Genomic DNA, 24,082 nt, shown 5'->3' on the forward strand with positions numbered 1-24,082 from the left:
AGGTTTGATGCCTCTATGCTTTATACGGCTGAACGGCTCATGCCGTCTGACCGGCCGTGTGGTCGTCGCGGATGCGCGCCTTGATGTTATCGATCATGGTCTCGCGGATCACGGTTTCCCCGTGGACCGTGCGCATGTGGTCCACAGTCCGGCGCACCACTTCGGCATCCTCGCCGGCGCGCGTGTGCCAGTCACAACCCGGCACCAGCGTGCCGCACTCGAACAGTCTCATGGCATCCTCCATTCAAGGTTTGCTCCGGAAATGCGGTTCTTGCCGCATCCGGCCTGCCGTTTGAACGAAGTGGAAGGCCATGCCGTTCCATCTCTGCCATGCGAATGGCGATCCTCCTGTTCGCCATTCGCGCCCAGCCTCTCGCCGCAGACGAAAACAACATAACTGCCCTCAGGTCAGGAGCCGAAGTGTGTTCTATGGCAGCGGATGGCAGCTGCGGCAACGCCGCAGAGGAGCGCGGACTCCTATTCGGAAAGCGCCCAGGCGTGGAAGACCGACGGATGCGCTTCGCCCGCCCGCTTCTTCCACGATGCGGAATCGGGTGCGGCAGCCGCTACAGTCTGCTTGCGACCGGCCAGCTGGCCACGCACCTGCGCCACATAGAACGAATGCGGCAGGTCCGTGTCGCTGCGGGCACGAAGCTCCGCTGCCATGCGGTCGATCATTTCGGTTGTGTCGAGATTGCGGGCGTCTTCGGCCTTCTGGGGTACTGCTACGCTCTTTGATATGATCATGACGATCCTCCTCCGATGCAGTCCTGCCATATCTGGCATCAGCAGCATGAAGCCACGCGCGTATTTGTCAATTCCTGAATGTATCCTAAACGCAGCTGTGATGTGTTTTGTCGCAGGCACAACCGGCGGAAGGTCCCGTCTACCCCGCTCCGCCTCGAAATGGTGGCGTCCGCCAGCGCCGGCTCAGGGCCAGCGCACCATCGGCGGCAGGGAGGACAGAATCGATTCCACATTACCGCCCGTCTTCAGCCCGAAGATGGTGCCGCGGTCGTACAGAAGATTGAACTCCACATAGCGTCCGCGGCGCACCAGCTGCTCCTCGCGGTCAGCCTCGCTCCAGGGCGTGTTGAAATTGGCGCGCACCAGTTTCGGATAGATCGCGCGGAAGGCCCGGCCGACATCCTGCACGAAGGCGAAGTTCGCCTCCCAGCCGCCCTTGTCCGCCTGCGGGTAGAGCCAGTCGAAGAAGATGCCGCCGATACCGCGCGCCTCGTTGCGGTGCTTCAGGAAGAAATACTCGTCGCACCAGGCCTTGTATCGTGTGTAGTCGGCAACGCCGGCGTGGGTGCGGCACGGCTCTTCCATGGCCCGGTGAAAGGCCTGCGTATCCGGATCATCCTGCGTGCGGCGCCGGTCGAGTACGGGTGTCAGGTCCGCCCCGCCGCCGAACCACTGGCTGGAGGTGACCACCATGCGGGTGTTCATGTGCACGGCCGGCACATTGGGATTGACGGGGTGGGCGATCAGCGAAATGCCGGAGGCCCAGAAGCGCGGATCGTCGGAAGCGCCCGGCATCTGCTTGCGGAATTCCTCGGAAAACTCGCCATGCACTGTCGAGGTGTGGACGCCGACCTTTTCGAACACGCGTCCGCTCATCATCGACATGCGTCCGCCGCCGCCGTGTCCCTCCTCGCGCAGCCAGTCCTTCGGCTGGAAGCGTCCGGGCGTGCGATCCGACAGGGGGCCGGTCAGTTCGTCCTCGAGCGCCTCGAAATCGGAACAGATGCCGTCGCGCAGCGCCTCGAACCACTGGCGGGCCTTGTCCTTCTTCTCCTCGATGCCATCCGGCAGGCCGGCGGGGATCTGCGGTCTTTCCATGGCGTTGGTGCCTCCTCGGGTCGCTTCGGCGCATGTCGCGGCCTGCATCTTGCGACTTACCCCTCCGTTCTGCCGCAGGCAACCGTGCAAATGCCGCGACGTGACGGCAGGCGAGGCAGCGCCGCCGATGGCGCACCGCAAGAATCGACTCGCCATCTGCGCTTGCGCGGCTTACCTTGTTTCCACGGAGGGTGAACGCATGGCGAAATTCACATCCCCGCCGCTCGACGGCTTGAAGCGCAGGATCAGCCGGCACCGCGCCGAAACCGCGGCCGGCCGCGACCAGCAGGGCCATTTCATCCGCGAAACCTATTGTCTCAGCCGCGAGGACGCGCGCCGGAAGGCCCGTGAATGGTTCGATACCTTCCCGAAAGCCGCCTACTGGACCGAGGTGGAGAGCTGGCGCCCCTTGGAGGGCGACCGGATCGAGTTCACCATGCGTCGCCTGCCCACCGCCGACTGAGCGGATATTCGCAATTTTGCGTATGCTAAAATTCTAAGTTTCCGTTAAACGCGACGGCAAGGCCTCTTGCTTTATTCGTAGCAGGCATCGGGAACCGGCAAGGTCCCCGGACGAAGAACGGATAGCGGAGATCTGATGTTTTCCACCTCTCTCAACCCCACGGCGTCGTCGGCGCTTTCGCTTCTGGGCGGTACAAGCCGGGCGGTGACGGACACCGCAAGCCGCGTGGCGTCGGGCCGCGAGGTGCAGAAGGCCGCCGACAATGCTGCCTACTGGTCTATCGCCACCACGATGAAGTCCAGCAATCTGTCGCTGTCGAGCGCCGAGGATGCACAGGCCTTTTCCGCGGCGATTGCCGACACCGCATCCGTCGGCATGCAGGCGGCCACCGACATCATGTCCGAGATCCAGTCCAAGCTGATCCTGGCGAAGAGCCCCGGTGTCGACAAGTCGGTCGTCAACAAGGAGATCAGCCAGTTGAAGGAACAACTGAACACGGTCGTCGACAGCAGTTCCTTCAACGGCCAGAACTGGCTGAAGACGGGTGCGGGCGAAACGCCGAAGGTGCAGTCCATGGTTGGCTCCGTCACCAGCGACAAGAGCGGCGACGTATCGATCAACGTCATCGATTTCGACAAGGGCAAGTCGACGCTCGTCGCCAAGGGCAATGCGGCCGACGGCGTTCTGACACGCACCTATTCCGGCATCACCCAGTCCGGCGCTGCCTATGACTACTACCTGCTGAATGCCGGCTCCACGACGCCGAACGGTCCCGGCGCCAAGGAGATCGCGCTGTCCTCGACCACGACCAACGAGGAGATCGACGGTATGATCTCCTCGATGAACAGCATGATGTCGCGCATGATCGATGGCGGAGCGGAGATCGGCTCCACCAGCCGCCGCATCGCCTCGAACACCGATTTTCTGCAGAAGCTTCAGGATGTGACCCAGACCGGCATCGGTCGCCTGGTGGATGCCAACATGGGGGAAGAGGCGGCGCGCCTGTCTTCGCAGTCCGCCCGGCAGCAGTTGCAGACCATTGGTCTCAACATCACCAATGCGTCCATGGGGCAATCGCTGGCGCTTTTCCTCTGAGCGGCTGGATCGCCGAGAGAACGGCCCCGGTGGGCAGGCGTTACGCCTGTGCGGCCGTGCTGCCGCAACGGTGTGAAGATAAAGAACAACGCACCTGCAAAAGACCGCAGGCGCAAACCGCTTCAGGACGATGACGTCGGGAACTGTCCCCTTGTCGGTTCCACCTCGTCCGTCCGAAGGAAAGTGCCGATGGCTTCCGCCGCCATCGGCACTTTTACGTTTTGCAGATGTGTTGCGCGGCCCACCGTCGTGACCGGCGTGACGCCGCGCTGGATCCATGCCTCAGCGGCATGCGATCATGTCAGCCCTTGCGACCGCGGCCCGTCTTGCGAGGTGCGGCGCGGCCGGTAGGCCTGCCGGCTGCGCGTGCTGGAGCGGGGGCAGGGGGCGGGCTGTCCGGTTCAGGTTCCGCCACCGGTTCGACGGCTGCGACGGCCTCCAGTTCGACGGGATCGGCCGCAATCGGTTTCGCGTCGGCAATCGGCGCCTCTTCCGGTGAAGACACGGCCTCGAGGGTCTGGCTCCCGGCTTCCAACTCCGCCGCGAGGGGCCGTGTGGTCATCGCGTCTGTTTCGGCCGTTGCTTCCGTTGCAGCAGACTCGGTGTTTTCCGCCGGGAGCGTGGGGGTGGCAATCTCCGGCGCGGGCTCTTCGGGTGCGGCGACAGCCTGCGCCTCGACAGCCGGTTCCTCCGCAGGGGTTTCTTCGCGGACGGGCAGGGCAGGCATGGTCTCTGCCACCGCCTCCGGTTCCGCAAGGCTCGTTTCCAGCGCGGGCGCAGCGGCCGCAATCCTGAAGGGCAACGGCAGGATGGTGGCATCGATCTGGGGGCGAGGTTCAGCGGGGCTGAGCCCGACGATCTTTCGGATCACCTCGGTGACCGGCAGATGGTTCGGCAGTTCGGTATTGGTGTGATGCCCTGCCTGCGGCACGATCTCGTCGGATTCGATGCTGTGGCGGGAATTGATCTCGCCGAACCAGTCCCATTCGCCCATCACGTCGACAATGTTGCGGAAGGGGCGCGGCATGGCGATGCGGGCGCTCAGCGTGATGATCCGCATGGTCCTGGCCAGTGCCTCGGCCGTCGACAGATCGCTATGGGCGATAGCGTAGAGTGCTTCCGAGATGACCAGGTTGCCCTTGGAATGGCCGACGACAAGGTTGAACGAGAGACGCGGATCGGTCAGCAGCGCCTTGACCGTCTGCATGTCGAGGCTCGCCTCCAGCAGCTTTTCCGCACTGAGCTTGGGTGCCACGCCGAATTGCGGGCGTCCGAAGAACTCGTCCAGCCGTTCGAAGGTATGGCGGAACCCGTTGAGATAGCCGAACAGGAAATGACCGCCGAGCGCTTCCGTCACCACGTCGGCGAGGCCATAGCCGGAGACCACAACGGCCACGGGCTTGCCCAGCGCATCGGCAATGTTGCGGGCAAGTGCTGCCGAGCCGAGAGCGGAGCTGCCGACACCGGCCACGGCCAGCGTATCGACGCCAACGCCACCGCCGAACACGAAATCGTCAATGGTGTCGCAGAGCGTCAGTGGCTGGCCGCCGCTCGGGTGCACGATCAGGATCGCGCCTTCAGCCGCCAGACAACTGCTGATATAGAAGGCCTCCTCGGCGGAAATGGATTTTACGTCGTAGAAAAGCGAGTCCAGCGTGGTGTTGCGCTGCCGAAAGCCTTCCAGCGTGAGATTGCGCAGAGGGGAGTGCTGCACGCGCTCGGGAAGGCTGAGAGTCCTGGCAAACTGGGTGATGCTGTGCGTGAATGCGGTGGGGAACATGTGATGTCTCTCCAAGGCTGGCGACCGATTATACTGTTCATTATGAGCATTCTCTGTAACAGCCTCTCACAAACCGGTCTCGCCGCCAATACCACTACGGGCTGTGGTTCCCGCTCCAGGCGATTTGCCGCATGGCCTCTCCCGCAATCATGGCTGCCGAGACCGCGACATTGATGGAGCGTTGCCCGTCGACCATCGGAATGATCACGCGGTGATCGGCCGTCTCGTGCACCGAATCGGGAACTCCCGCGCTTTCCCGGCCGAACAGCAGGATGTCGCCATCCGCGAAGCGGAAATCCGTGTAGCGTTCTGCGGCCCTGGTGGAGGCGAGCACGAGGCGGCGGCCTTCTGCCCGCCGCCAGTCCTCGAACTGCTGCCAGTTGACATGGCGGGTCATGGTGACGCTTGCCAGATAATCCATGCCGGCGCGTCGCAGGTTCTTGTCCGAGAGCACGAAGCCAGCCGGCTCGATGATGTCGACCTGAAGGCCGAGACAGGCGGCGAGCCGCAGAATCGTGCCGGTATTGCCGGGAATGTCGGGCTGGTAGAGGGCGATGCGCAGCGTCGTCATGGTCTTCCGTCTCTGATGGGCGGGGTTCATCCACAGGCTGTGTTACGCAACCGTCACAGCCGCCGAACCATCCGGGCAGATGTCGGATTTCGGCTTTCCAAGCCCGCCCTTTGCTGCTACAGGCATTTCATCTTCAACGCCAGCCAAAGGAGGCAGACATGGACATGACCGTGATGACACGCCTCCCAGCTTGGATTGTCCGAGCCTAGGCAAACGGCGTTCGCGGTTTCCGCAAACCCCCTTCCCATTCCCATTTTGCGGCCGGTTCCCGGCCTCAGCGTTTGAATTTCGTCGTGCCCTGACCATCTTAACCCGCGCAGTGCGTGCGGTGGGCCGCGACCGAGCCGATTGACGGAGCCAATTCATGTTTGCCTGGTTCGAATCCCGTGTGAACCCCTATCCCGCCGGCGAGCCGGAACTGCCGCCCAAGGGGCTGGTCTCCTTCTGCTGGTACTATACAAAGCCTGTCTGGCCGTGGCTTCTGGTGCTGGGCTTCTGCTCGATGGGCATCGCGGTCATCGAGGTGTTCCTTTACCAGTTCCTCGGCAATATCGTGGACTGGCTGAGCCATGCCGACCCAGCCACCTTCCTGCAGCAGGAGAGTGGCCGGCTGATCGGCATGGCCGCTCTCCTGCTGGTTGGCCTGCCGGTGATCGGGCTTTTCCATACGCTGACCATGCACCAGGTGCTGGCCGGCAGCTTTCCGATGATTGCGCGCTGGCAGATGCACCGTTTCCTGCTGCGCCACTCAATGACATTCTTCGCCAACGAGTTTGCCGGTCGTGTCTCGACCAAGGTCATGCAGACGGCGCTTGCCGTGCGCGATGCGGCCATGAAGATCATCGACGTCTTCGTCTATGCCGCCAGCTTCTTCATCTCGATGCTGGCGCTGGTGGCGGCCATCGACTGGCGTCTTGGCTTGCCGCTGCTCGTCTGGCTGATCATCTACCTGCTGATTCTCCGCCACTTCATTCCGAAGCTGCGCACGCTCTCCAGCGAGCAGGCGGATGCCCGGTCGCTGATGACCGGCCGCATCGTGGATAGCTATACCAATATCGCCACCGTCAAGCTGTTTTCCCATGCGGGGCGCGAGGAGCGCTATGCCCGGGAGGGCATGGACCAGTTTCTCGGCACTGTGAATCGGCAGATGCGTCAGATCACGCTGCTGAATGTCGCCGTCGACCTCAACAATGTGCTGGTGCAGTTTTCTGTGGCGGCGCTCGGCATCTGGTTCTGGCTGGGCGGCAGCGTCAGCATCGGCGCGCTGGCGGTCGCGATCGGCCTGTCCATGCGCGTCAACGGCATGTCCAACTGGATCATGTGGGAAGTGGCAGCCCTCTTCGAAAGCATCGGCACGGTCTATGACGGCATGGGCATGATGACCAAGCCGCACGACATCATCGACCGTCCTTCCGCAAAGGCGCTCACCGCGCCGAAGGGCGAGATCGTCTATGACGATGTGCGCTTCCATTACGGCAAGCAGAAGGGCGTCATCGACAATTTCTCGCTCACCATCAAGGCGGGGGAAAAGGTCGGCCTCGTCGGTCGCTCAGGCGCCGGCAAGACCACGCTGATGAACCTCTTGTTGCGCTTCTACGATGTGGAGAAGGGCCGCATCCTGATCGATGGCCAGGATATCTCGCAGGTCTCGCAGGACAGTCTGCGGGCGCTGGTCGGCGTGGTGACGCAGGATACCTCGCTTCTGCATCGCTCGATCCGCGACAACATCGCCTATGGTCGTCCGGAGGCAAGCGATGCCGAGGTGATCGAGGCGGCCAAGCGCGCAAATGCCTGGGAGTTCATCCAGAGCCTTGCCGACCAGCAGGGGCGTACCGGCCTTGATGCGCATGTGGGCGAGCGCGGCGTCAAGCTGTCCGGTGGCCAGCGGCAGCGTATCGCGATTGCGCGCGTGTTCCTGAAGGATGCGCCGGTTCTGATCCTCGATGAGGCGACCTCCGCGCTCGATTCCGAAGTGGAAGCGGCCATCCAGGAAAGCCTGTTCAAGCTGATCGAGAACAAGACGGTGATCGCGATCGCCCACCGCCTCTCGACACTGACGCAGATGGACCGGCTGATCGTACTCGACAAGGGGCGGATCGTCGAGCAGGGGACGCATGGTGAACTGGTCGGTCAAGGCGGCATCTATGCCGACCTGTGGACGCGCCAGTCCGGCGGCTTCCTCGCCGATCAGGTGACACCGGAAACGGAGGCGGCGGCGGAATAGCCTCCGCCTCTCATCACGCAGGATGCGCCTGCATCCCGCATTTTAGCAAACGCCTTTAAACTCCTGGAACGGTTTTGCGCCTATGCTCTGGACCATGCTGGTCTGGGAGAATGCCGCAATGCCGATGATCCCGCAGATGCCGCCAGAGGTGACGAGTCCCGGTCATCACGCCGTGACCATGCTGACGCGCCTTGGCCTCGACCTCACGCCGGTCAATTTCGAACTGATGACGCTGCTGCTGGACGGACGGCGCGCCGACCTGCGGCTTGCCTTTGCCGCCCTCAAGCGACCCATCGCCGCCGAGGATTGGGAGGGGCTTGCCCGCCAGTTCCTGCCGCAGCATTTCGTCGCGGCCGCCGACCTGCAGGCGGGGCTTTCCTTGTTGCGCTCCCTGCAGGACGTGTGTGCTGCGCTGAGCCGCGCCGAGACAGCCTTCGCGGAGGACGGGCGCGCGCTTGACAAGAGTAAGACGCTGCTCGCTGCCAGTGCCGGCATGTCGCAGGCGCAGCTGGCCCATGTGGCGGTCGGAATGGTCGGCGTCAACAGCCGGGCCGGCGAGCGGCTGACGGACCTTCTCAAAACGCTGGCCCGCTGGCTGGCGGTGTCGAAGCCGGATGTCGCAGATGCCCCGTCCGCCGACGGCGTTGCGCCTGGCGCATCGCACGTGGCAACGTCGGAAACGCCGGGCGCCTCCATGCCGGTCGCGGCCTCCGTTGGGGGCGCCGTTTCCAGCCCTGTGACGCTGCACGGTCTTGCCGAGCGTTCGGTGCTGATGGGCCGCCTGCAGGACCTGCATACCGGCGGGCAGAAGCTCGACGGCTCCAGTCTGATGCTCTGCCATCTGAAGGGGCTCGACGGTTATCGCGGGCCGGACATGCTGAAGGCCCGTGATTTCGTGTTGGACACGCTTGGTCACCAGACACAAAGGCTGATGGGAGAGGGGGATCTTGCCTGCTGGATGTCGCCGGAGGAACTCGGCCTGCTGCTGGATGCCAACAATGATCTGCTGCTGACCGACATCAGCCAGAAGCTCCGGCGTATTGTGACGGGATCCGTACGGCATGCGCGTCGCACTGTCTCGGGCCTGCCGGACCTTCGCTGCCACATCGGTTGCGCCAGCGCCTTCGGGCCCGTGTCGCCCGGCCAGCTTTACAGCAGCGCCAAGCTGGCGTTGCAGCGTGCGGAATTTGCCGATGACGATCGGCTGGTCATCAACGACCTCTCTGGCCCGTTGAAAGTCGACCGTCGCTATGACGCGCTCTATGGCAGGCGCATGCAGTAACGGGTCCTGCACCCGTCAGGACCAGCCGGCTGCCCTGCCGACCGTAGCCGCGCGGCCGAAGATTGCCAAGATTTAACGCAGAGGCAGCCTTGTTGCGCCCGCGAAAGAGCCTACACCCAAGGGCATGATCGACGCCCTGTTCCGCTTCTTCGAAACCCGTATCGACCCCTTCGCCGCCCGGCGGGATCTGCGCCCGCCGAATGGCACGATCGCCTTCATCTGGTTCTATGTGCGCCAGGCGAGAGCCCCCTTCTTCGCCATGCTGGTGCTGGGCGGCCTGACGGCAGCCATCGAGGCGGCGCTCTTCTGGTTTGTCGGCCGGCTCGTCGATATCCTTGCCTCGGTCGAGCGGGCGGCCGGCTGGTCCGGCCTGCTGGCGGCGCATGGCTGGGAACTCGCCGGCATGCTGGTGCTGATCGGCCTCGTGCGCTTTCTAGTCACCATGGCGACTGCCCTCATCGACCAGCAGGTGATCACGCCCGGCTTCTACAATCTGGTGCGCTGGCAATCCTACCAGCACGTGGCGCGCCAATCGATTTCCTTCTTCCAGAACGATTTCGCCGGTCGCATCGTCACAAAAGTCTGGTCCGGCGGCCAGGCCGCGGGCGACCTCGTGACCTCGCTGATGGAAAGCGTGTGGTTCGTCGCCGTCTATTCCATCTCCATGATGGCGCTGATCGGCGGGCTGGACTGGCGCCTCGCCCTTGTCGTGCTCGTCTGGGTCGTCATCTTCTCCTTCCTCGCCCGCTTCTTCGTGCCGCGCATCCGCTATCACTCCCGCGAAACGGCGGAAGCCGCCTCGATGCTGAGCGGACGCATGGTGGATGCCTACAGCAACATCCAGACGCTGCGCCTGTTCGGCCGCGACGATGTCAACGACCGCTACATGCGGGAAGGGTTCGACATCTTCCAGTCGGCCACCATGATGTTCACCCGCTTCATCACCGGGGTCCGGGCATCGCTGGCGCTGTTGTCCGGCGTGATGATCACCACCATGGCGGCGCTCTGCATTCATCTTTGGCTGTCCGGCCGCATCAGCGCAGGCGCGGTGGCCTTCACACTGGCGCTGGTGCTGCGGCTGAACTTCCTGCTCGGCCGCCTGATGACCCAGTTCAACGGCATCATGCGCAATTTCGGCACGGTGCAGAACGCCGCCGAGCTGATCTCGCAGCCGATCGGCCTCGTGGACCGCCCGAACGCACCGGCACTGACCATCAATGCACCGGAAATCCGCTTCGAGGATGTCAGCTTCCACTATGGTCGGGACAAGGGCGTCATCGATCACCTTTCGCTGACGATCCGACCGGGCGAGAAGGTCGGTATCGTCGGCCGGTCCGGCGCCGGGAAATCCACGCTCGTCAATCTCCTGCTGCGCTTTTACGATGTAGAAGGCGGCCGTATTCTGATCGACGGGCAGGATATTGCCGGCGTGACGCAGGAATCGCTGCGCGGCCAGATCGGCATGGTTACGCAGGATACCTCGCTGCTGCATCGCTCGATCCGCGACAACATCCTGTTCGGCCGGCAGGACGCCAGCGATGCGCAGTTGCTGCTGGCGGCCGAGCGCGCCGAGGCGGACGGGTTCATTCAGGCGCTGGAGGACCAGCGCGGCCGCAAGGGGTTCGACGCCCATGTCGGCGAGCGCGGCGTAAAACTCTCCGGCGGCCAGCGTCAGCGCATCGCGATTGCCCGCGTGATGCTGAAGGATGCGCCGATCCTCGTGCTGGACGAGGCGACCTCGGCGCTGGATTCCGAGGTGGAGGCGGCGATCCAGTCCAATCTCGATACCTTGATGCAGGGCAAGACGGTGCTGGCCATTGCCCACCGCCTCTCCACGATTGCAGCACTGGACCGGCTGATCGTGATGGACCGGGGTCGCATCGTACAGCAGGGCACCCATGCAGAACTGATCGCCTCCGGCGGGCTTTACGCAGAACTCTGGTCGCGCCAGTCCGGCGGCTTCATCGCCGTGGACGACCCTGCCTGAGGCATCACGGCGCCGGTGGCAGGATCAAGTCGCCTATCAGGCCGTAATGGTTCGATCCGTGCGCATCCGCGATGCGCGTCACCTGTTTGATGCCGATCGGTGCCTTCACATAGATGTGGTCGATCGGCACACCCCAGTCGCCGGCGCCCACCGGCCAGGTTCCGGGCTGGAAGGCGGCATGGCGCAGGCCGGTATTGCGCAGGAAATCCTGCATGTCCGGGCCGATGCTGGAGGCGTTGAAGTCGCCCGAGACGATAAAGGGGCCCTGGACACGGTTAAAGAACTGCGTTGCAATCTGCAATTCCTCCGCGTGGTAGCTGTCGAAATAGGGCTTTGTCGTGTGGATGGCCACAACGGTGACAGGGCCGGATGGAAGTGCGGCCTTGGCGACGATGAGACGTTGCTGCGACATTATCCCCATGCCGGCGACAATTCCGTCCAGGGGATATTTCGACACCATCATGAGGTCACAGCCCTTGGTTTTTTCCCCGCAGCCGATTCGGTAGGGATAGGTCGCAAGCAGGCGCGGCAGTTCCGGCAAGACGGCCGGAGCCTCCATGATGTTGGCGACATCCGCACCGGAGGCGACGATTTCATTGACGAGCGATGACGCATTGGCGGTGTTTGTGCTCATCACATTGAAGGACAGAAGTCTGAAAGGCTGTCCGTGCTGCGGTGCAAAATCCTGCGCGAAACGTTCCGACAGCACGAAGCCGTGCAGGAACAGTGCCGTCGCCGTGCCGAGGACCGCCACGCCGAATATGTTGAAGCGAATGACGAGGGCAAGCGCAGCAACGACGATGCCGATTGCGGAGAGATGAAGCTGCAGATTGTGGACGATGGCAAACAGAAAGCTGTCGGTGAAGAAACGCGTGGCAACAAGGGCGAGAACCACTGCCGTGAGCAGGGACAGACCGAAGGAAAGATAAGGACGCATGGAATTCTGAACTGCTCATCTGGGAGCCGTTGCTCTATCACGCACCCTTGTGCGCCGCAACAAAGGCCGGCGTGCAGGACCGCATTCCGGCTGCAATCGCCGGGTTCGTCCCGGTGTCTTCAAACGATCCTGTCGAACGGAATTCGGCTGTGAAGACAAAGCAATATTCTTGCCGAATGGCAGGTCCGCGACAATCTGCCCGTATCCAGTGTGCCACTCTGGACTTATCCTGCGATCATGACTAGAAATTTGCGTGGGGGAAATAGAGTCCAATTGTGTCCGAATTGGATTTCGAGAGGGGTGAGGGGGCATGCAGTATCATCACATTTCTGTGCAGAGGGTAGCTAGACCGTGAGCGAGCACGACACGACGAGCGGAACCGTGGGCGAGCCTACGCGCCGCGATTTCCTATACCTGACGACGGGCATGGCGGGCGCTGTCGGCGCCGTTGCCGTCGCATGGCCCTTCATTGATCAGATGCGGCCCGACGCCTCCACGCTGGCGCTGGCTTCCATCGAAGTGGATGTCTCCGGTGTTCAGCCGGGCATGTCTCTCACCGTGAAGTGGCGCGGCAAGCCGATCTTCATCCGCAACCGCACCCCGAAGGAAGTCGAGGAGGCAAATGCCGTCCAGCTGACCGACCTCAAGGACCCGGTGGCCCGCAACGCCAATATCGCGGCGGATGCCAAGGCGACGGACATCGACCGTTCGGCCGGCAAGGGCAAGGAAAACTGGATCGTCATGATCGGCTCCTGCACCCATCTCGGCTGCGTGCCGCTCGGCCAGTCCGGCGATTTCGGCGGATGGTTCTGTCCCTGCCATGGCTCGCACTACGATACGGCGGGCCGCATTCGCAAAGGCCCGGCGCCGCAGAACCTGGCCATCCCGACATTTACGTTTACGACCGATACCGTGATCCGGATCGGGTGAGGGGACTTCAAGAATGAGTGGGCATTCCAGTTATCAGCCTTCGACCGGCATCGAGAAGTGGATCGACGCACGGCTTCCCCTGCCGCGATTGGTCTATGACAGCTTCGTGGCCTTTCCGGTGCCACGCAACCTCAATTACGCCTACACCTTCGGCGGCATGCTGGCGATCATGCTGGTGGTGCAGATCCTGACGGGGGTCGTGCTGGCGATGCATTACGCGGCTGACACGTTTGTCGCCTTCAACTCCGTCGAAAAGATCATGCGCGACGTCAACCACGGCTGGCTGCTGCGCTACATGCATGCCAATGGCGCCTCGTTCTTCTTCATCGCCGTTTATCTGCACATCGCCCGCGGCCTTTATTACGGCTCCTACAAGGCGCCGCGCGAAATCCTCTGGATCCTCGGCGTCGTAATCTTCCTCCTGATGATGGCGACCGCCTTCATGGGCTATGTGCTGCCCTGGGGCCAGATGTCCTTCTGGGGCGCCACCGTCATCACCGGCTTCTTCACCGCCTTTCCGCTGGTGGGCGAATGGATCCAGCAGTTCCTGCTTGGCGGCTTTGCCGTCGACCAGCCGACGCTGAACCGCTTCTTCGCGCTGCATTACCTGCTGCCCTTCATGATTGCGGGCGTCGTCATCCTGCATATCTGGGCCCTGCACGTGACCGGCCAGACCAACCCGACCGGCGTGGAGATCAAGACCAAGACCGATACCGTTCCCTTCACGCCCTATGCGACGCTGAAGGATGCGCTTGGCCTCTCCGTCTTCCTGCTGGTCTATGCCTGGTTCGTCTTCTACATGCCGAACTATCTCGGCCATCCCGACAACTACATCATGGCCGACGCCCTGAAGACGCCGGCGCATATCGTGCCGGAATGGTACTTCCTGCCCTTCTACGCCATGCTGCGCGCCATCACCTTCAACATTGGCCCCATCGATTCCAAGCTCGGCGGCGTTCTGGTGATGTTCGGCTCGATCATCGTGCTGTTCTTCCTGCCCTGGCTCGATACCTCGAAGGTTCGTTCGGCGGTCTACCGTCCCTGGTACAAGCTGTTCTTCTGGGTCTTCGTTGCCGACTGCATCATGCTGGGCTGGCTCGGCTCGCGTCAGCCGTCGGACCTCTACACCCAGATGGCGCTGTTCGGTACGATCTACTACTTCGCCTTCTTCCTGGTGATCATGCCGCTGCTCGGCCTCTTCGAGACGCCGCGTCGCATTCCCAACTCGATCACGGAAGCCGTGCTTGAGAAGAACGGCAAGTCTGCCGCGGTTCAGGCCTGAGAGCGAAGAGGAACGAGATCCATGAAAAAGCTTGTCACAAGCCTCGCCCTCGTCGCCGCCACGACCGTGTTCGGAGCGACGCTCGGCCATGCCGCAGAGCCGCATGACCTGGCGGCCGAGACCGAGCATGCCATTCAGGCCGGGCATTTCCCCGTCCTGAAGCCGAAGAACGTCGACTGGTCCTTCGGCGGACCGTTCGGCAAGTATGACAAGGGTCAGCTGCAGCGCGGCCTGAAGATCTACAAGGAAGTCTGTTCCGCCTGCCATTCGATGAATCTGGTGTCCTTCCGCACGCTGGAGGACCTCGGTTACTCCGACGGCCAGATCAAGGCCTTCGCCGCGGAATATGAAGTGCAGGATGGCCCGAATGCCGAGGGGGAAATGTACACCCGCAAGGCCGTACCGTCAGACCATTTCCCGTCGCCTTTCCCGAACAAGGAAGCGGCGGCTGCGGCCAATGGCGGTGCGGCGCCGCCCGACATGTCGCTGCTGGCCAAGGCGCGTGGCGTGGAGCGCGGTTTCCCGCTCTTCATCCTCGACATCTTCACCCAGTATCAGCAGGGTGGTCCGGATTACATCTATTCGCTGCTGACCGGCTATCACGAGCCGCCGCAGGGGATCGAGGTGGCCGAAGGTACCCACTTCAATCCCTATTTCGCCAGCGCCGTGGCGCTGAAGATGGCGCCGCCCCTCTCTGACGGTCAGGTGACCTATGACGACGGCGCGCCGCAGACGCTCGACCAGTATTCGAAGGATGTCTCCGCCTTCCTGATGTGGGCCGCAGAGCCGCATCTGGAAGAGCGCAAGCGCACCGGCTTCATGGTGATGATGTTCCTCGCGATCTTCACGATCCTGATCTACCTGACGAAGAAGTCCGTCTACGCCAACAAGGAGCATTGAGCCCGGCGTGCGGTGCGGTTAAGAAGGCGGCTTTCGGGCCGCCTTTTTCATGTGGTGAAAGCGATCCGGTCCCCAACCTGTCCAGCCCAGCGGAAGATCCCATGTCCGACATTGCCAATTCGCTCGCCGCTTCCATTCGTGCCATTCACGATTATCCGAAGCCGGGCATCATCTTTCGCGACATCACCACGCTGCTGGGCAATGCCAAGGCGTTCCGCCAGGCCGTCGATGAACTGGTACGGCCGTATCAGTCGCTGCCGGTCGATCAGGTGGCCGGCATCGAGGCGCGCGGCTTCATCCTGGGCGGCGCCATGGCGCACCAGCTGTCCTCCGGCTTCGTGCCGATCCGCAAGAAGGGCAAGCTGCCGCATCAGACGGTGCGCATGGCCTATAGTCTGGAATACGGCACGGACGAGATGGAAATGCATGTCGATGCGGTGAAGCCCGGCGACAAGGTGATCCTCTGCGACGACCTGATCGCCACCGGCGGCACGGCCGAAGGCGCCGTCAAGCTGTTGCGGCAGCTGGGCGCCGACGTGGTGTCGGCCTGTTTCGTGATCGACCTGCCAGAACTCGGCGGTCGCAGAAAGCTGGAAGCACTCGGCGTGGAAGTGCGCACGCTGGTTGCCTTCGAAGGCCACTGATCGTCCCGGTCGGAGGGCCTTGCCGGCGGGCAGTCGCGGGCGTAGCCTCGTTCCCGACGATAAAAAGGGAACGATCATGGAACTATCCACGCTGGTCGCCTTCGGGGCGACCTTCTTCGTGTTTGCCGCAAGCCCCGGCCCGGACAACATGACGATCATCGCCCGCACCGTACAGGGCGGGCCCCTGTCCGGCCTCGCCTATGGGCTTGGCACCGTTACCGGCATTCTCGTCTTTCTTACGCTGGCCTGTTTCGGTTTGTCGGCGATCGCCGCCGAAATGGGCATGGGCATGGCCATCCTGCGCTATGCGGCGGCGACCTATCTCGTCTGGATGGGGATCCGCCTGTGGATGGCGCCGGCCGTGGTGCCTGAGGTGCGCGCGACAATCGATGCCGGCGACCTCAGGCGCGGTTTCGTGACGGGCATCCTGCTCAATCTCGGCAATCCCAAGATGCCGCTGTTCTACGTGGCGCTTCTGCCGAATGTCGTCGGGCCGAACCTGACAGTTGCCGATCTGGCAAGTCTTGCCGCGGTCATCCTGCTGGTGGAGGCCGTCGTGATCGGTGGCCATGTGCTGCTGGCCAGCCGGGTACGCGGCCTGTTGCGCAGTCCGCGTGTGCTGCGGCGCGTCAACCGGGCTGCCGGCGCCGTGATGGTGGGGGCCGGAGCGGCGGTGATCGCCGCCCGCTGAGGATGGCCGCAAGCTGTCTGCCGGCTCAGGCGAATTCCAGCACGTTGCTTTCGAAGCGGATGACGAGATCGCCGTTCTGGTTGACGCCTTCGTTCAGCGTGGTGTTCAGCCAGGTGCCGGGGCGGGAGGCCAGTTCGCAGCTGGCCTGCAGCGTGGCATAATAGGTAATGCGGTCGCCGGCATAGACAGGCCGCAGCCATTGCAGCCTGCGGAAGCCGGGTGAGGGGCCCATGTCGGGCGGGGCGATGCCGGCCGCCTGCAGCCGCGCGCTTTCGGCCGCCCAATAGGCGAGGAACATCTTCATCCAGCCGGCCGCGGTATGCCAGCCGGAGGCGCACAGGCCACCGAACACGAAGCCCTTTGCCGCCTCCGGATCGAGATGGAAGGGCTGCGGGTCGAATTTTTCCGCAAAGCGGACGATGTCCTCGGCGGAAAATTCCAGCGTTCCCGTCTCGATGCGGGTGCCGATCGCCATCAGTTCGGCAAATCTCATGCCCTGTTCTCCCCGCTCTCGCGCATGCGGAACATGATCGATTGCTCGGCGATGCAGACGGTCTCGGCGCGCTGGTTGCGAAGTTCGGTGCGCATGCGCACGATGCCGATGCCGGGGCGGGATTTCAGCGGCCGTGCCTCCAGCACCACGCCGAACCCTTTCAGCGTGTCGCCGGCCAGCACCGGCTTCTTCCAGTCCATCTGCTCCACGCCGGGTGCGCCCTGGCAGGTGGAGCGGCCGATGAAGCTGTCGACGATCATCCGCATCATCATCGCGCAGGTATGCCAGCCGGAGGCGGCCAGCCCGCCGAGAATGCTGGCCTTGCCGGCGGCCTCGGAGAGATGCATCGGCTGCGGATCGAATTCAGCGGCAAATTCGATGATCTCCTTGGCCGAAACGATCTTGGGTCCAAGGGGAAACTGGCGTTCGGGGACAAAATCCTCGAAATGAAGTGTTGCGTCCGACATGCTGTCCGTCATCCTGCCGATCCTTCTGCTGACCCGTCTTATGCCCCGGAAACAGCGGCGGGTCCATGGTCCGTTGCCGCAGCCGGCATCGTGAGGACCACCGGTCGAGCATGGCCGTAAACGACACTGCCGCCCCTCGGGAGAAGGGCGGCAGGAAGAACGAATGCCCGTTCGCGTCGATCAGGTGTTGAAGCGGAAGTGGATCACGTCGCCATCCTGCACGACGTATTCCTTGCCTTCGTCGCGGCCCTTGCCGGCTTCCTTGGCGCCCACTTCGCCCTTGTAGGCGACGTAATCGTCATAGGAAATGGTGAAGGCGCGGATGAAGCCGCGTTCGAAATCGGTGTGGATCACGCCGGCGGCCTGCGGCGCCTTGGTGCCGCGCACGATCGTCCAGGCGCGGCATTCCTTCGGGCCGACTGTGAAATAGGTGATGAGGTCCAGCAGGTGGTAGCCGGCGCGGATCAGGCGGTCGAGACCGGCTTCTTCAAGGCCGAGCGCGGAGAGGAATTCCGTGGCTTCCTCCTCCGGAAGCTGGGCCACTTCGGCTTCGATGGCAGCGGAAATGATCACGCATTCCGCTCCTTGCGCCTTGGCCATGGCGGCCACGGCTTCGGTATGCTTGTTGCCCGTCGAGGCGTCTCCCTCCGCGACGTTGCAGACATAGAGCACCGGATGCGAGGTCAGAAGGTTCAGGCCCTTGAGGATCTCGATCTCGTCGGCTGCCAGCGTCTTGAGGAGAAGGCGCGCCGGCTTCCCCTCGTTCAGAAGCTTCACGACGGCTTCCATGACCGGAAGCTGCGCCATGGAGTCCTTGTCCTTGCCGGTCGCGCGCTTGCGGGTCTGCTCGACGCGGCGCTCGAGGCTTTCGAGATCGGCAAGCATCAGCTCGGTCTCGATCGTCTCGGCATCGCCGACCGGGTTGATGCGGCCTTCGACATGGGTGATGTCGTCATCCTCGAAGCAGCGCAGCACATGCACCACGGCATCCACTTCGCGGATATTGGCGAGGAACTTGTTGCCGAGGCCTTCCCCCTTGGAGGCGCCACGCACCAGACCGGCAATGTCCACGAAGGAGATGCGGGTGGGGATGATCTCCCTGGAGCCGGCAATGCCCGCCAGGATCTTCATGCGCGGATCCGGCACCGCCACTTCGCCGGTGTTCGGCTCGATGGTGCAGAAGGGATAGTTGGCTGCCTGCGCTGCGGCCGTCTTGGTCAGCGCGTTGAAGAGGGTCGACTTGCCGACATTCGGCAGGCCGACGATACCGCATTTGAAGCCCATCAGGGTTCACCCGTCTCACGTGTTCGATCTTGCTGTGGCTATGGGGGAAAGCGGCCAGACGGTCAAGGGTCGGCGCGCCTTTCCGATGCCGGCCATTGGCTGAGCCGCCTTTGCACACTATCTTTCATGTCATTGGCACAGGAATCGGACATGGCTTTCGCCATCGACCGCAAAGGCGCGGATGCGTTGCCATGCGGCAGGGATGGGGCGAAAGGGACAGGGATCAGGCAAGCGCATGGCAAATCAGGTCGATCTTTCGCCAAAGACAGTGACGAAGCCGAAGGTCGAGCGCCCGCGGCTCTACAAGGTGCTGCTGCACAACGACGATTATACGCCGCGCGAATTCGTGGTGCTGGTGCTGAAGGTGGTGTTCCGCATGGGCGCGGAAACCAGCCAGCGCGTGATGATGACCGCGCACCGTATGGGCTCCTGCGTGGTGGTGGTCTGCACCAAGGATGTCGCCGAAACCAAGGTGAAGGAGGCGATGGACCTCGCCAAGGAGGCGGCGTTTCCGCTGCTGTTTACCGCAGAGCCGGAGGAGTAAGCTCAGTCGTTGCGGATCTGGAAGCCGGTTTTGTTCTGAACGAAGCCGCAGCGCTCGTAGAAACGGTGAACCTCGTCCCTTTGCCGGCCAGTCAGCAGCATGATCTTGTAGCAATCGGCGGCGAAGCCTTCCGCGATGGCATGGCGCACCACCGCTTCCCCGAACCCGGTTCCGCGCCGGGATGCACGCGTCACCACATTCTCGATGAGGCCATAGGGGCGGGCGCCGCGCGTGAGGTTGGGGATGACGATCAGCGTGGCCGTGGCCAGAACCTCGCCGTCGGTCTCGGCCAGAAAGAGGGTGAGGCCGGGTTGCGCCAGCATCGTCTCGAAGGCGCGTCTGGCCGCTTGCTCGGCAAGCGGCGGATCGGCGGGGTTCAAATCCCGGTAGAGAAGGAGCAGATCGCTCAGATCGCCGGCGACGGCCGGACGAAGGATCACATCCGGCCGAATGGCGCTCACTCCTCGTCCTTCCTGGAAAACATCCGCTTCAGCATCTCTGCCATCGGGCCGCTGTCCGGCAGTTTCTTCGGCTGTGCAAAATTGCGCGCCTGGCGGATATGAGACTGGCCGGCAGGTTTCGGTTCCTTTGCCGCCTTCGCGGGTTTCGCCGGCTCGTCGTCCGGCTTGCCGCCCACGGCAAGCGCCAGCTTGTTCATCAGCTGGCTGTCCTCGTTCTTCACCAGCATGTCGGCATGGTCGGCCAGCGCGTCGAGAAGCGGCTCCAGCCAGGCGGCATCCGCCTTGGCGAAATCGCCGAGCACGTGGTTGTGCACCAGTTCCTTGGCGCCGGGATGGCCGATGCCGAGGCGCAGGCGGCGATACTCCTTGCCGCAATGGGCGTCGAGCGATTTGACGCCATTGTGGCCGCCATGGCCGCCGCCCACCTTGATCCGCGCCTTGCCCGGTGGCAGGTCAAGTTCGTCATAGATCGCCACGATGTTCTGGGGGCCCAGCTTGTAGAAGCGCATGGCCTCGCCGACCGCTTCGCCGGACAGGTTCATGAAGGTCTGCGGCTTCATCAGCAGCACCTTCTCGCCGCCGAGTTCGCCTTCGGCAATTTCCGCCTTGAACTTCTTCGACCAGGGCGAAAAGCCAGGTTTGCGCTGGATGGCATCGAGCGCCATGAAGCCGATATTGTGGCGGTTGCCCGCATATTTGGCGCCTGGATTGCCAAGGCCGGCGATGATGAGCATCTGAATGGATCCCTTGATGGCAGGGCTGCTTCCCAACGCGAAACCGCCGGCAAGTCAAGCGGTTTCGGGAAGACCACGTTCAGGGCACCCGCGAAACGCCATAGGCCCGGGCGATGTCGCTCATCCTGCCGTCAGAGAGCATGCGGTCGAGGGACGTCTGCAGGCTGGCGATGATCTGCGTGGAGACGGCCTTGTTACAGGCGATGCCGAGCGTCTGCTCCGCCAGTTGCACGACCGGTGCGACCGGTGTTCCCTTGTCCTTCAACTGTTCGATCACCGTTTGCGACATCGGCATCAGGTCGATGCGGCCATTCAGAAGCTTGGACAGGGTGAAGTCATAGCTGGCGCTGAGATCGAGATGCTGAAAGCCGTTCTGACGCAGCAGGCTTTCCGTGTAGTCTTCGCGCTGCGTGCCGACGGTATAGGAGCGCAAATCCGCGAGCGAGGTTGCGCGGATGTCACGATCTTCCAGACTGACCAGAAAATTGCGTGTAACCGCCAGTGGTGAAACCCACTGAAACTGCGCCTCGCGCTCCGGTGTCCGTGCCGTCAGGAAAACGCAGTGGTCCGGCTGTGTTTCAGCCAGTGCCAGCGCGCGTGCCCAGGGAAGAAGCTCGATCGTGTAGCTGATATCGGCATCGCTGGAGCGGATGATTTCCCGCACCTGCTCCACGCTCATTCCCAGAACCTCGCCGTGCAGCGAACGGTAGCTGTAGGGCGGGTAGGATTCCGTGGTGAACACAAGACTGGTGGCATGGGCGCTGCTGATGCTCATCAGGGCAAGCGCAGTCATGACGAGATGCCTCATGTCCCCCTCCGACAATCTCTTAGACTTTAGTATGAACTCATCCGGTCAAACTTTCCAGATCCGATGTGCAGGTTTGAAGATCAGCCATCAGGTCCAGCAGGCTGCGGGGAGGATAAAAGAGGTAGCCCTGGGCGCAGTCCACGCCGATCTGCTTCAGCAGGGCATGTTGCTGGCGGGTCTCGACCCCTTCGGCAATCACGGTGCAGTTCATCTTGTGGGAGATCGCACTGATACCCTCCACCAGCATGCGGTTCTTCTGTTCCACCTCGGGCTGGTCGCCGCCGATCGAGCGGATGAAGGACTGGTCGATCTTCACGATATCCACCGGGAAGCGGCTCATGTAAGAGAGCGAGGAATAGCCGGTGCCGAAATCGTCGAGCGCGATGCGACAGCCGAAGGCCTTGATCTCGTCCAGGATCTTGCGCACCTTCGGATCGTCATGCATCAGCACGGCTTCCGTGATCTCCACCACCAGGCGATGCGGCTGTATGCCATGGCGCGCCACCAGCGCGGCCAGCCGGGCCGGCAGGCTGGGTTCGAACTGCAGCGGCGAGAAGTTTACCGCCACATAGCTGTGCGCCAGCCCTGGCAGGGCGCTGATCTGCTGCAGGTTGGCAAGCGACTCCTCAAGCATGATGGAGCCGATCTGGTTGATCGAGCCGGTTTCCTCGGCCACCTCGATGATACGGGCAGGCGACAGCAGCCCCTTCTTCGGATGGCGCAGGCGCATCAGCGCCTCAAACCCTTCGATGCGGCCGTTCTGCACATTGATGACCGGCTGGAAGTGGGATTCGAACCAGCGGGCGGCCACCGCCATCTCGATGTCGGTCTCGATCTCGGCGCGTTCACGCGCACGGTCGAGGATGGTTTCGTCATAGAGCTTTGCACCGTTCTTGCCGTCGCGCTTGCGGACATACATCGCCATGTCAGACTTTTGCAGAAGCTCAGCGGCACTTGCTGCATGGCGTGGATAGAAGGCAAGGCCGATGCTGGCGCTGAGGCGCACCGTGGTGCCGCCGGTGCGGAAGGGAACGTCGAACATGTCAACGATCTGGCCGCAGATCCGGTCGGCGCGCGCTTCGGCGTGGCGGCCGGTGATCAGCAGCGCAAATTCGTCGCCGCCGAGGCGGGCCGCGATATCGCCGCCTTCGATCAGCGGGGTGATACGGGACACGAACTGGCACAGCACGCTGTCGCCAGAGGCGTGGCCGAGCGTGTCGTTGATCGTCTTGAAGCGGTCGAGGTCGATGAACAGACAGGCGACATGGGAGCCGCTCTTGTCCGCTTCGGCGATCTTCTCATCGAGCACGGCTTCGAAACCCTGGCGGTTCAGAAGGCCGGTGAGGTGATCGGTGATCGCCAGCCGGTGATTGCGCATCTCCGATTGCCGCAATTCGGTGACATCGGTCATGACGCTGAGGGAAGCAGGCGAATCCGAACCTGCCGCAAACAGTTCCGTCTCGAGGATCAGCACGTCCATCACGCGGCCATCGGCACACAGAAAGCCCGCGGTGATCTCGCAGGTCTGTGACCTTCGGTCATCTGGCTGGCCCGCCTGTGGCCCGCGATGGCCGAGTGCCTTGCGTGTCAGATAGCGCATGCGATCGGCCGGTGTGATGAGATCGACGAAGGGCCGCCCCAGCACGTCCTTGCGCTCGTAGCCGGTGGCCAGCAGCCAGTAATCGCTGACCGCCCAGATCAGGTCACGCTCGTTCAGCGAAAACAGCATGGCGGGCGTGAGATTGTAGGTCTCGGTGGTCTGCTGGTGGGCCAGTTTCAGCTCCAGTTCCTCGCGCTCCAGCTGGATCTGCATCTCGTTGAAACTTTTGGCAAGCCGACCCATTTCGTCGCTCGAGCGCCAGTCGACGTGATGGCGCGAACCGAGGCGACGCGTTGCCTCGATTGCGGCAGTCAACCGCATCAGGGGCCGGATGATCATGGTGCGATTGCCGAAGATGGCCGCTCCCACCACGGTGAAAATCGCCACCACGAAGATGGCGATGAAGGCCAGTTCGCGATTGCTGAGCGCCGACAGCAGACCAACCCGGCTGAAATAGATGGTGATCGTGCCGACCCCGATCTCACCGTCCGGACCCCGGTATGTGATGGCGCGCGACATGTGATCGAGACTTTCGCCCGCATCGCGCACGTTGCTCTCGGTGATGTCAAGCTTGCCCAGGGTGTCGATGACCTGCACAACGCGGATGCCGCTTTCGCTGGAAAGATTGCTGGTCGTCTGGCGGATGCTGTCGATGTCGAGGTCCCAGAGCGGCTTGCTCAGCGCCTGGGCATTGGCGGCAAGGCGGATTTCCAGACGCTCGCGCAGGCTTTGTGCGGCCTGCTGTGAGGACAGAACGAGGAACAGCGTAAACAGTGGCGCAACGACGATGAGGAGCGCTCCGCTGATAATGGCGATGAACCGACTCTCGACGGAATGCGTCATTGAAGCGGACTTCTGCTCCCTGTCACCGTGCACAGATCCGGCAGAGATCTGGAACTGCCCGGCATGGTTTCATCCATGAATTAAGCAATTACTGCCTTGAGACTAACAGATGTTGACTGCAGGTAGCGAGTCCCCTTGGCCGTATTGTGACCGCAGCGTGCAGATCTTCTGTGGGATTATGATACGTGCAAAGAAAAACCCGCCCGGCGAGGCCGGA

The 24,082-nt window shown here is 62.8% G+C and carries 24 protein-coding genes; 11 read left to right on the plus strand and 13 right to left on the minus strand.

The features are described 5' to 3' along the window. Positions 1–37: 37 nt before the first annotated feature. The 3 genes from F3H95_RS07780 to hemF form a co-directional block, all read right to left on the minus strand. Positions 38–232, minus strand: coding sequence for a DUF1059 domain-containing protein (locus tag F3H95_RS07780; RefSeq protein ID WP_143124537.1), 195 nt, complete (start codon positions 230–232; stop codon positions 38–40). Between the two features lie 245 nt (positions 233–477). Continuing rightward, the gene (locus F3H95_RS07785; protein ID WP_149745472.1) at positions 478–747 is read right to left on the minus strand and encodes a hypothetical protein; all 270 of its coding nucleotides are present in this window, start codon (positions 745–747) and stop codon (positions 478–480) included. Between the two features lie 183 nt (positions 748–930). Then, positions 931–1,845 (minus strand): oxygen-dependent coproporphyrinogen oxidase, encoded by a 915-nt coding sequence (gene hemF / locus F3H95_RS07790; RefSeq protein ID WP_149745473.1) that lies wholly within the window; start codon positions 1,843–1,845, stop codon positions 931–933. Positions 1,846–2,044: 199 nt separating this feature from the next. On the opposite strand from hemF, the gene F3H95_RS07795 reads away from it, so the two are divergent. Further along, entirely contained in the window at positions 2,045–2,308 is a 264-nt protein-coding gene (locus F3H95_RS07795) for a hypothetical protein (protein ID WP_143124542.1), read from the plus strand. A gap of 135 nt (positions 2,309–2,443) precedes the next feature. Next, entirely contained in the window at positions 2,444–3,403 is a 960-nt protein-coding gene (locus tag F3H95_RS07800; RefSeq protein WP_149745474.1) for a flagellin, read from the plus strand. A 301-nt stretch (positions 3,404–3,704) separates the two neighbouring features. Here F3H95_RS07800 and F3H95_RS07805 read toward each other — a convergent pair whose 3' ends face one another. Both F3H95_RS07805 and F3H95_RS07810 read right to left on the minus strand, forming a co-directional pair. Continuing rightward, complete coding sequence (locus tag F3H95_RS07805) at positions 3,705–5,183, minus strand: hypothetical protein (RefSeq protein WP_149745475.1); 1,479 nt, start codon at positions 5,181–5,183, stop codon at positions 3,705–3,707. Positions 5,184–5,277: 94 nt separating this feature from the next. Beyond that, entirely contained in the window at positions 5,278–5,754 is a 477-nt protein-coding gene (locus F3H95_RS07810) for a tRNA (cytidine(34)-2'-O)-methyltransferase (RefSeq protein ID WP_149745476.1), read from the minus strand. Positions 5,755–6,118: 364 nt separating this feature from the next. Here F3H95_RS07810 and F3H95_RS07815 point away from each other — a divergent pair, with 364 nt between their 5' ends. The 3 genes from F3H95_RS07815 to F3H95_RS07825 all read left to right on the plus strand — a co-directional run bounded on the left by F3H95_RS07815 (position 6,119) and on the right by F3H95_RS07825 (position 11,247). Beyond that, positions 6,119–7,978 (plus strand): ABC transporter ATP-binding protein, encoded by a 1,860-nt coding sequence (locus F3H95_RS07815; RefSeq protein ID WP_149745477.1) that lies wholly within the window; start codon positions 6,119–6,121, stop codon positions 7,976–7,978. Between the two features lie 82 nt (positions 7,979–8,060). Beyond that, positions 8,061–9,260, plus strand: coding sequence for a hypothetical protein (locus tag F3H95_RS07820; protein WP_149745478.1), 1,200 nt, complete (start codon positions 8,061–8,063; stop codon positions 9,258–9,260). Positions 9,261–9,384: 124 nt separating this feature from the next. Further along, a complete protein-coding gene (locus F3H95_RS07825) occupies positions 9,385–11,247 on the plus strand; it encodes an ABC transporter ATP-binding protein (protein ID WP_149745479.1) in 1,863 nt (620 codons plus the stop codon). A gap of 4 nt (positions 11,248–11,251) precedes the next feature. Here the strand turns inward: F3H95_RS07825 and F3H95_RS07830 are convergent, their stop codons facing one another. Continuing rightward, positions 11,252–12,184: an endonuclease/exonuclease/phosphatase family protein gene (locus F3H95_RS07830; protein WP_149745480.1), complete on the minus strand. Its 933-nt coding sequence runs from the start codon at positions 12,182–12,184 to the stop codon at positions 11,252–11,254. Positions 12,185–12,535: 351 nt separating this feature from the next. On the opposite strand from F3H95_RS07830, the gene petA reads away from it, so the two are divergent. The 5 genes from petA (at position 12,536) to F3H95_RS07855 (ending at position 16,631) form a co-directional block, all read left to right on the plus strand. Continuing rightward, a complete protein-coding gene (gene petA / locus F3H95_RS07835) occupies positions 12,536–13,114 on the plus strand; it encodes a ubiquinol-cytochrome c reductase iron-sulfur subunit (protein WP_143124555.1) in 579 nt (192 codons plus the stop codon). A 13-nt stretch (positions 13,115–13,127) separates the two neighbouring features. Then, positions 13,128–14,396, plus strand: a complete 1,269-nt coding sequence (locus F3H95_RS07840; protein ID WP_143124556.1) for a cytochrome b N-terminal domain-containing protein — start codon at positions 13,128–13,130, stop codon at positions 14,394–14,396. Positions 14,397–14,417: 21 nt separating this feature from the next. Further along, positions 14,418–15,296 carry a cytochrome c1 gene (locus F3H95_RS07845; RefSeq protein WP_143124558.1) on the plus strand — a complete coding sequence of 293 codons (879 nt, stop codon included), beginning with the start codon at positions 14,418–14,420 and terminating at the stop codon, positions 15,294–15,296. 101 nt (positions 15,297–15,397) lie between these two features. Next, a complete protein-coding gene (locus F3H95_RS07850; protein WP_149745481.1) occupies positions 15,398–15,940 on the plus strand; it encodes an adenine phosphoribosyltransferase in 543 nt (180 codons plus the stop codon). Between the two features lie 76 nt (positions 15,941–16,016). Further along, positions 16,017–16,631 carry a LysE family translocator gene (locus tag F3H95_RS07855; protein WP_149745482.1) on the plus strand — a complete coding sequence of 205 codons (615 nt, stop codon included), beginning with the start codon at positions 16,017–16,019 and terminating at the stop codon, positions 16,629–16,631. Between the two features lie 25 nt (positions 16,632–16,656). On the opposite strand, the gene F3H95_RS07860 is transcribed toward F3H95_RS07855, so the two are convergent. The 3 genes from F3H95_RS07860 to ychF form a co-directional block, all read right to left on the minus strand. Beyond that, entirely contained in the window at positions 16,657–17,124 is a 468-nt protein-coding gene (locus F3H95_RS07860) for a MaoC family dehydratase (protein WP_149745483.1), read from the minus strand. Next, positions 17,121–17,591 (minus strand): MaoC family dehydratase, encoded by a 471-nt coding sequence (locus F3H95_RS07865; RefSeq protein ID WP_143124582.1) that lies wholly within the window; start codon positions 17,589–17,591, stop codon positions 17,121–17,123. Before F3H95_RS07865 ends, F3H95_RS07860 begins: the two co-directional genes overlap by 4 nt. A 180-nt stretch (positions 17,592–17,771) precedes the next feature. Next, a complete protein-coding gene (ychF, locus tag F3H95_RS07870) occupies positions 17,772–18,875 on the minus strand; it encodes a redox-regulated ATPase YchF (protein WP_143124567.1) in 1,104 nt (367 codons plus the stop codon). Between the two features lie 235 nt (positions 18,876–19,110). On the opposite strand from ychF, the gene clpS reads away from it, so the two are divergent. Beyond that, positions 19,111–19,419 carry an ATP-dependent Clp protease adapter ClpS gene (gene clpS, locus F3H95_RS07875; protein WP_143124569.1) on the plus strand — a complete coding sequence of 103 codons (309 nt, stop codon included), beginning with the start codon at positions 19,111–19,113 and terminating at the stop codon, positions 19,417–19,419. Between the two features lie 2 nt (positions 19,420–19,421). Here the strand turns inward: clpS and F3H95_RS07880 are convergent, their stop codons facing one another. From F3H95_RS07880 to F3H95_RS07895, 4 genes are all read right to left on the minus strand, one after another. Next, on the minus strand, positions 19,422–19,871 hold the full coding sequence (locus F3H95_RS07880; protein ID WP_149745629.1) for a GNAT family N-acetyltransferase: 450 nt from the start codon (positions 19,869–19,871) through the stop codon (positions 19,422–19,424). Between the two features lie 5 nt (positions 19,872–19,876). Further along, positions 19,877–20,614, minus strand: a complete 738-nt coding sequence (pth, locus tag F3H95_RS07885; RefSeq protein ID WP_149745484.1) for an aminoacyl-tRNA hydrolase — start codon at positions 20,612–20,614, stop codon at positions 19,877–19,879. Between the two features lie 79 nt (positions 20,615–20,693). After that, positions 20,694–21,422 carry a transporter substrate-binding domain-containing protein gene (locus F3H95_RS07890; RefSeq protein ID WP_244617914.1) on the minus strand — a complete coding sequence of 243 codons (729 nt, stop codon included), beginning with the start codon at positions 21,420–21,422 and terminating at the stop codon, positions 20,694–20,696. 37 nt (positions 21,423–21,459) lie between these two features. Continuing rightward, positions 21,460–23,865 (minus strand): EAL domain-containing protein, encoded by a 2,406-nt coding sequence (locus tag F3H95_RS07895; RefSeq protein ID WP_149745485.1) that lies wholly within the window; start codon positions 23,863–23,865, stop codon positions 21,460–21,462. Positions 23,866–24,082: the final 217 nt, after the last annotated feature.

This window comes from Rhizobium sp. RU35A (assembly GCF_900156005.1).
GTDB classification, from domain to species: domain Bacteria; phylum Pseudomonadota; class Alphaproteobacteria; order Rhizobiales; family Rhizobiaceae; genus Neorhizobium; species Neorhizobium straminoryzae.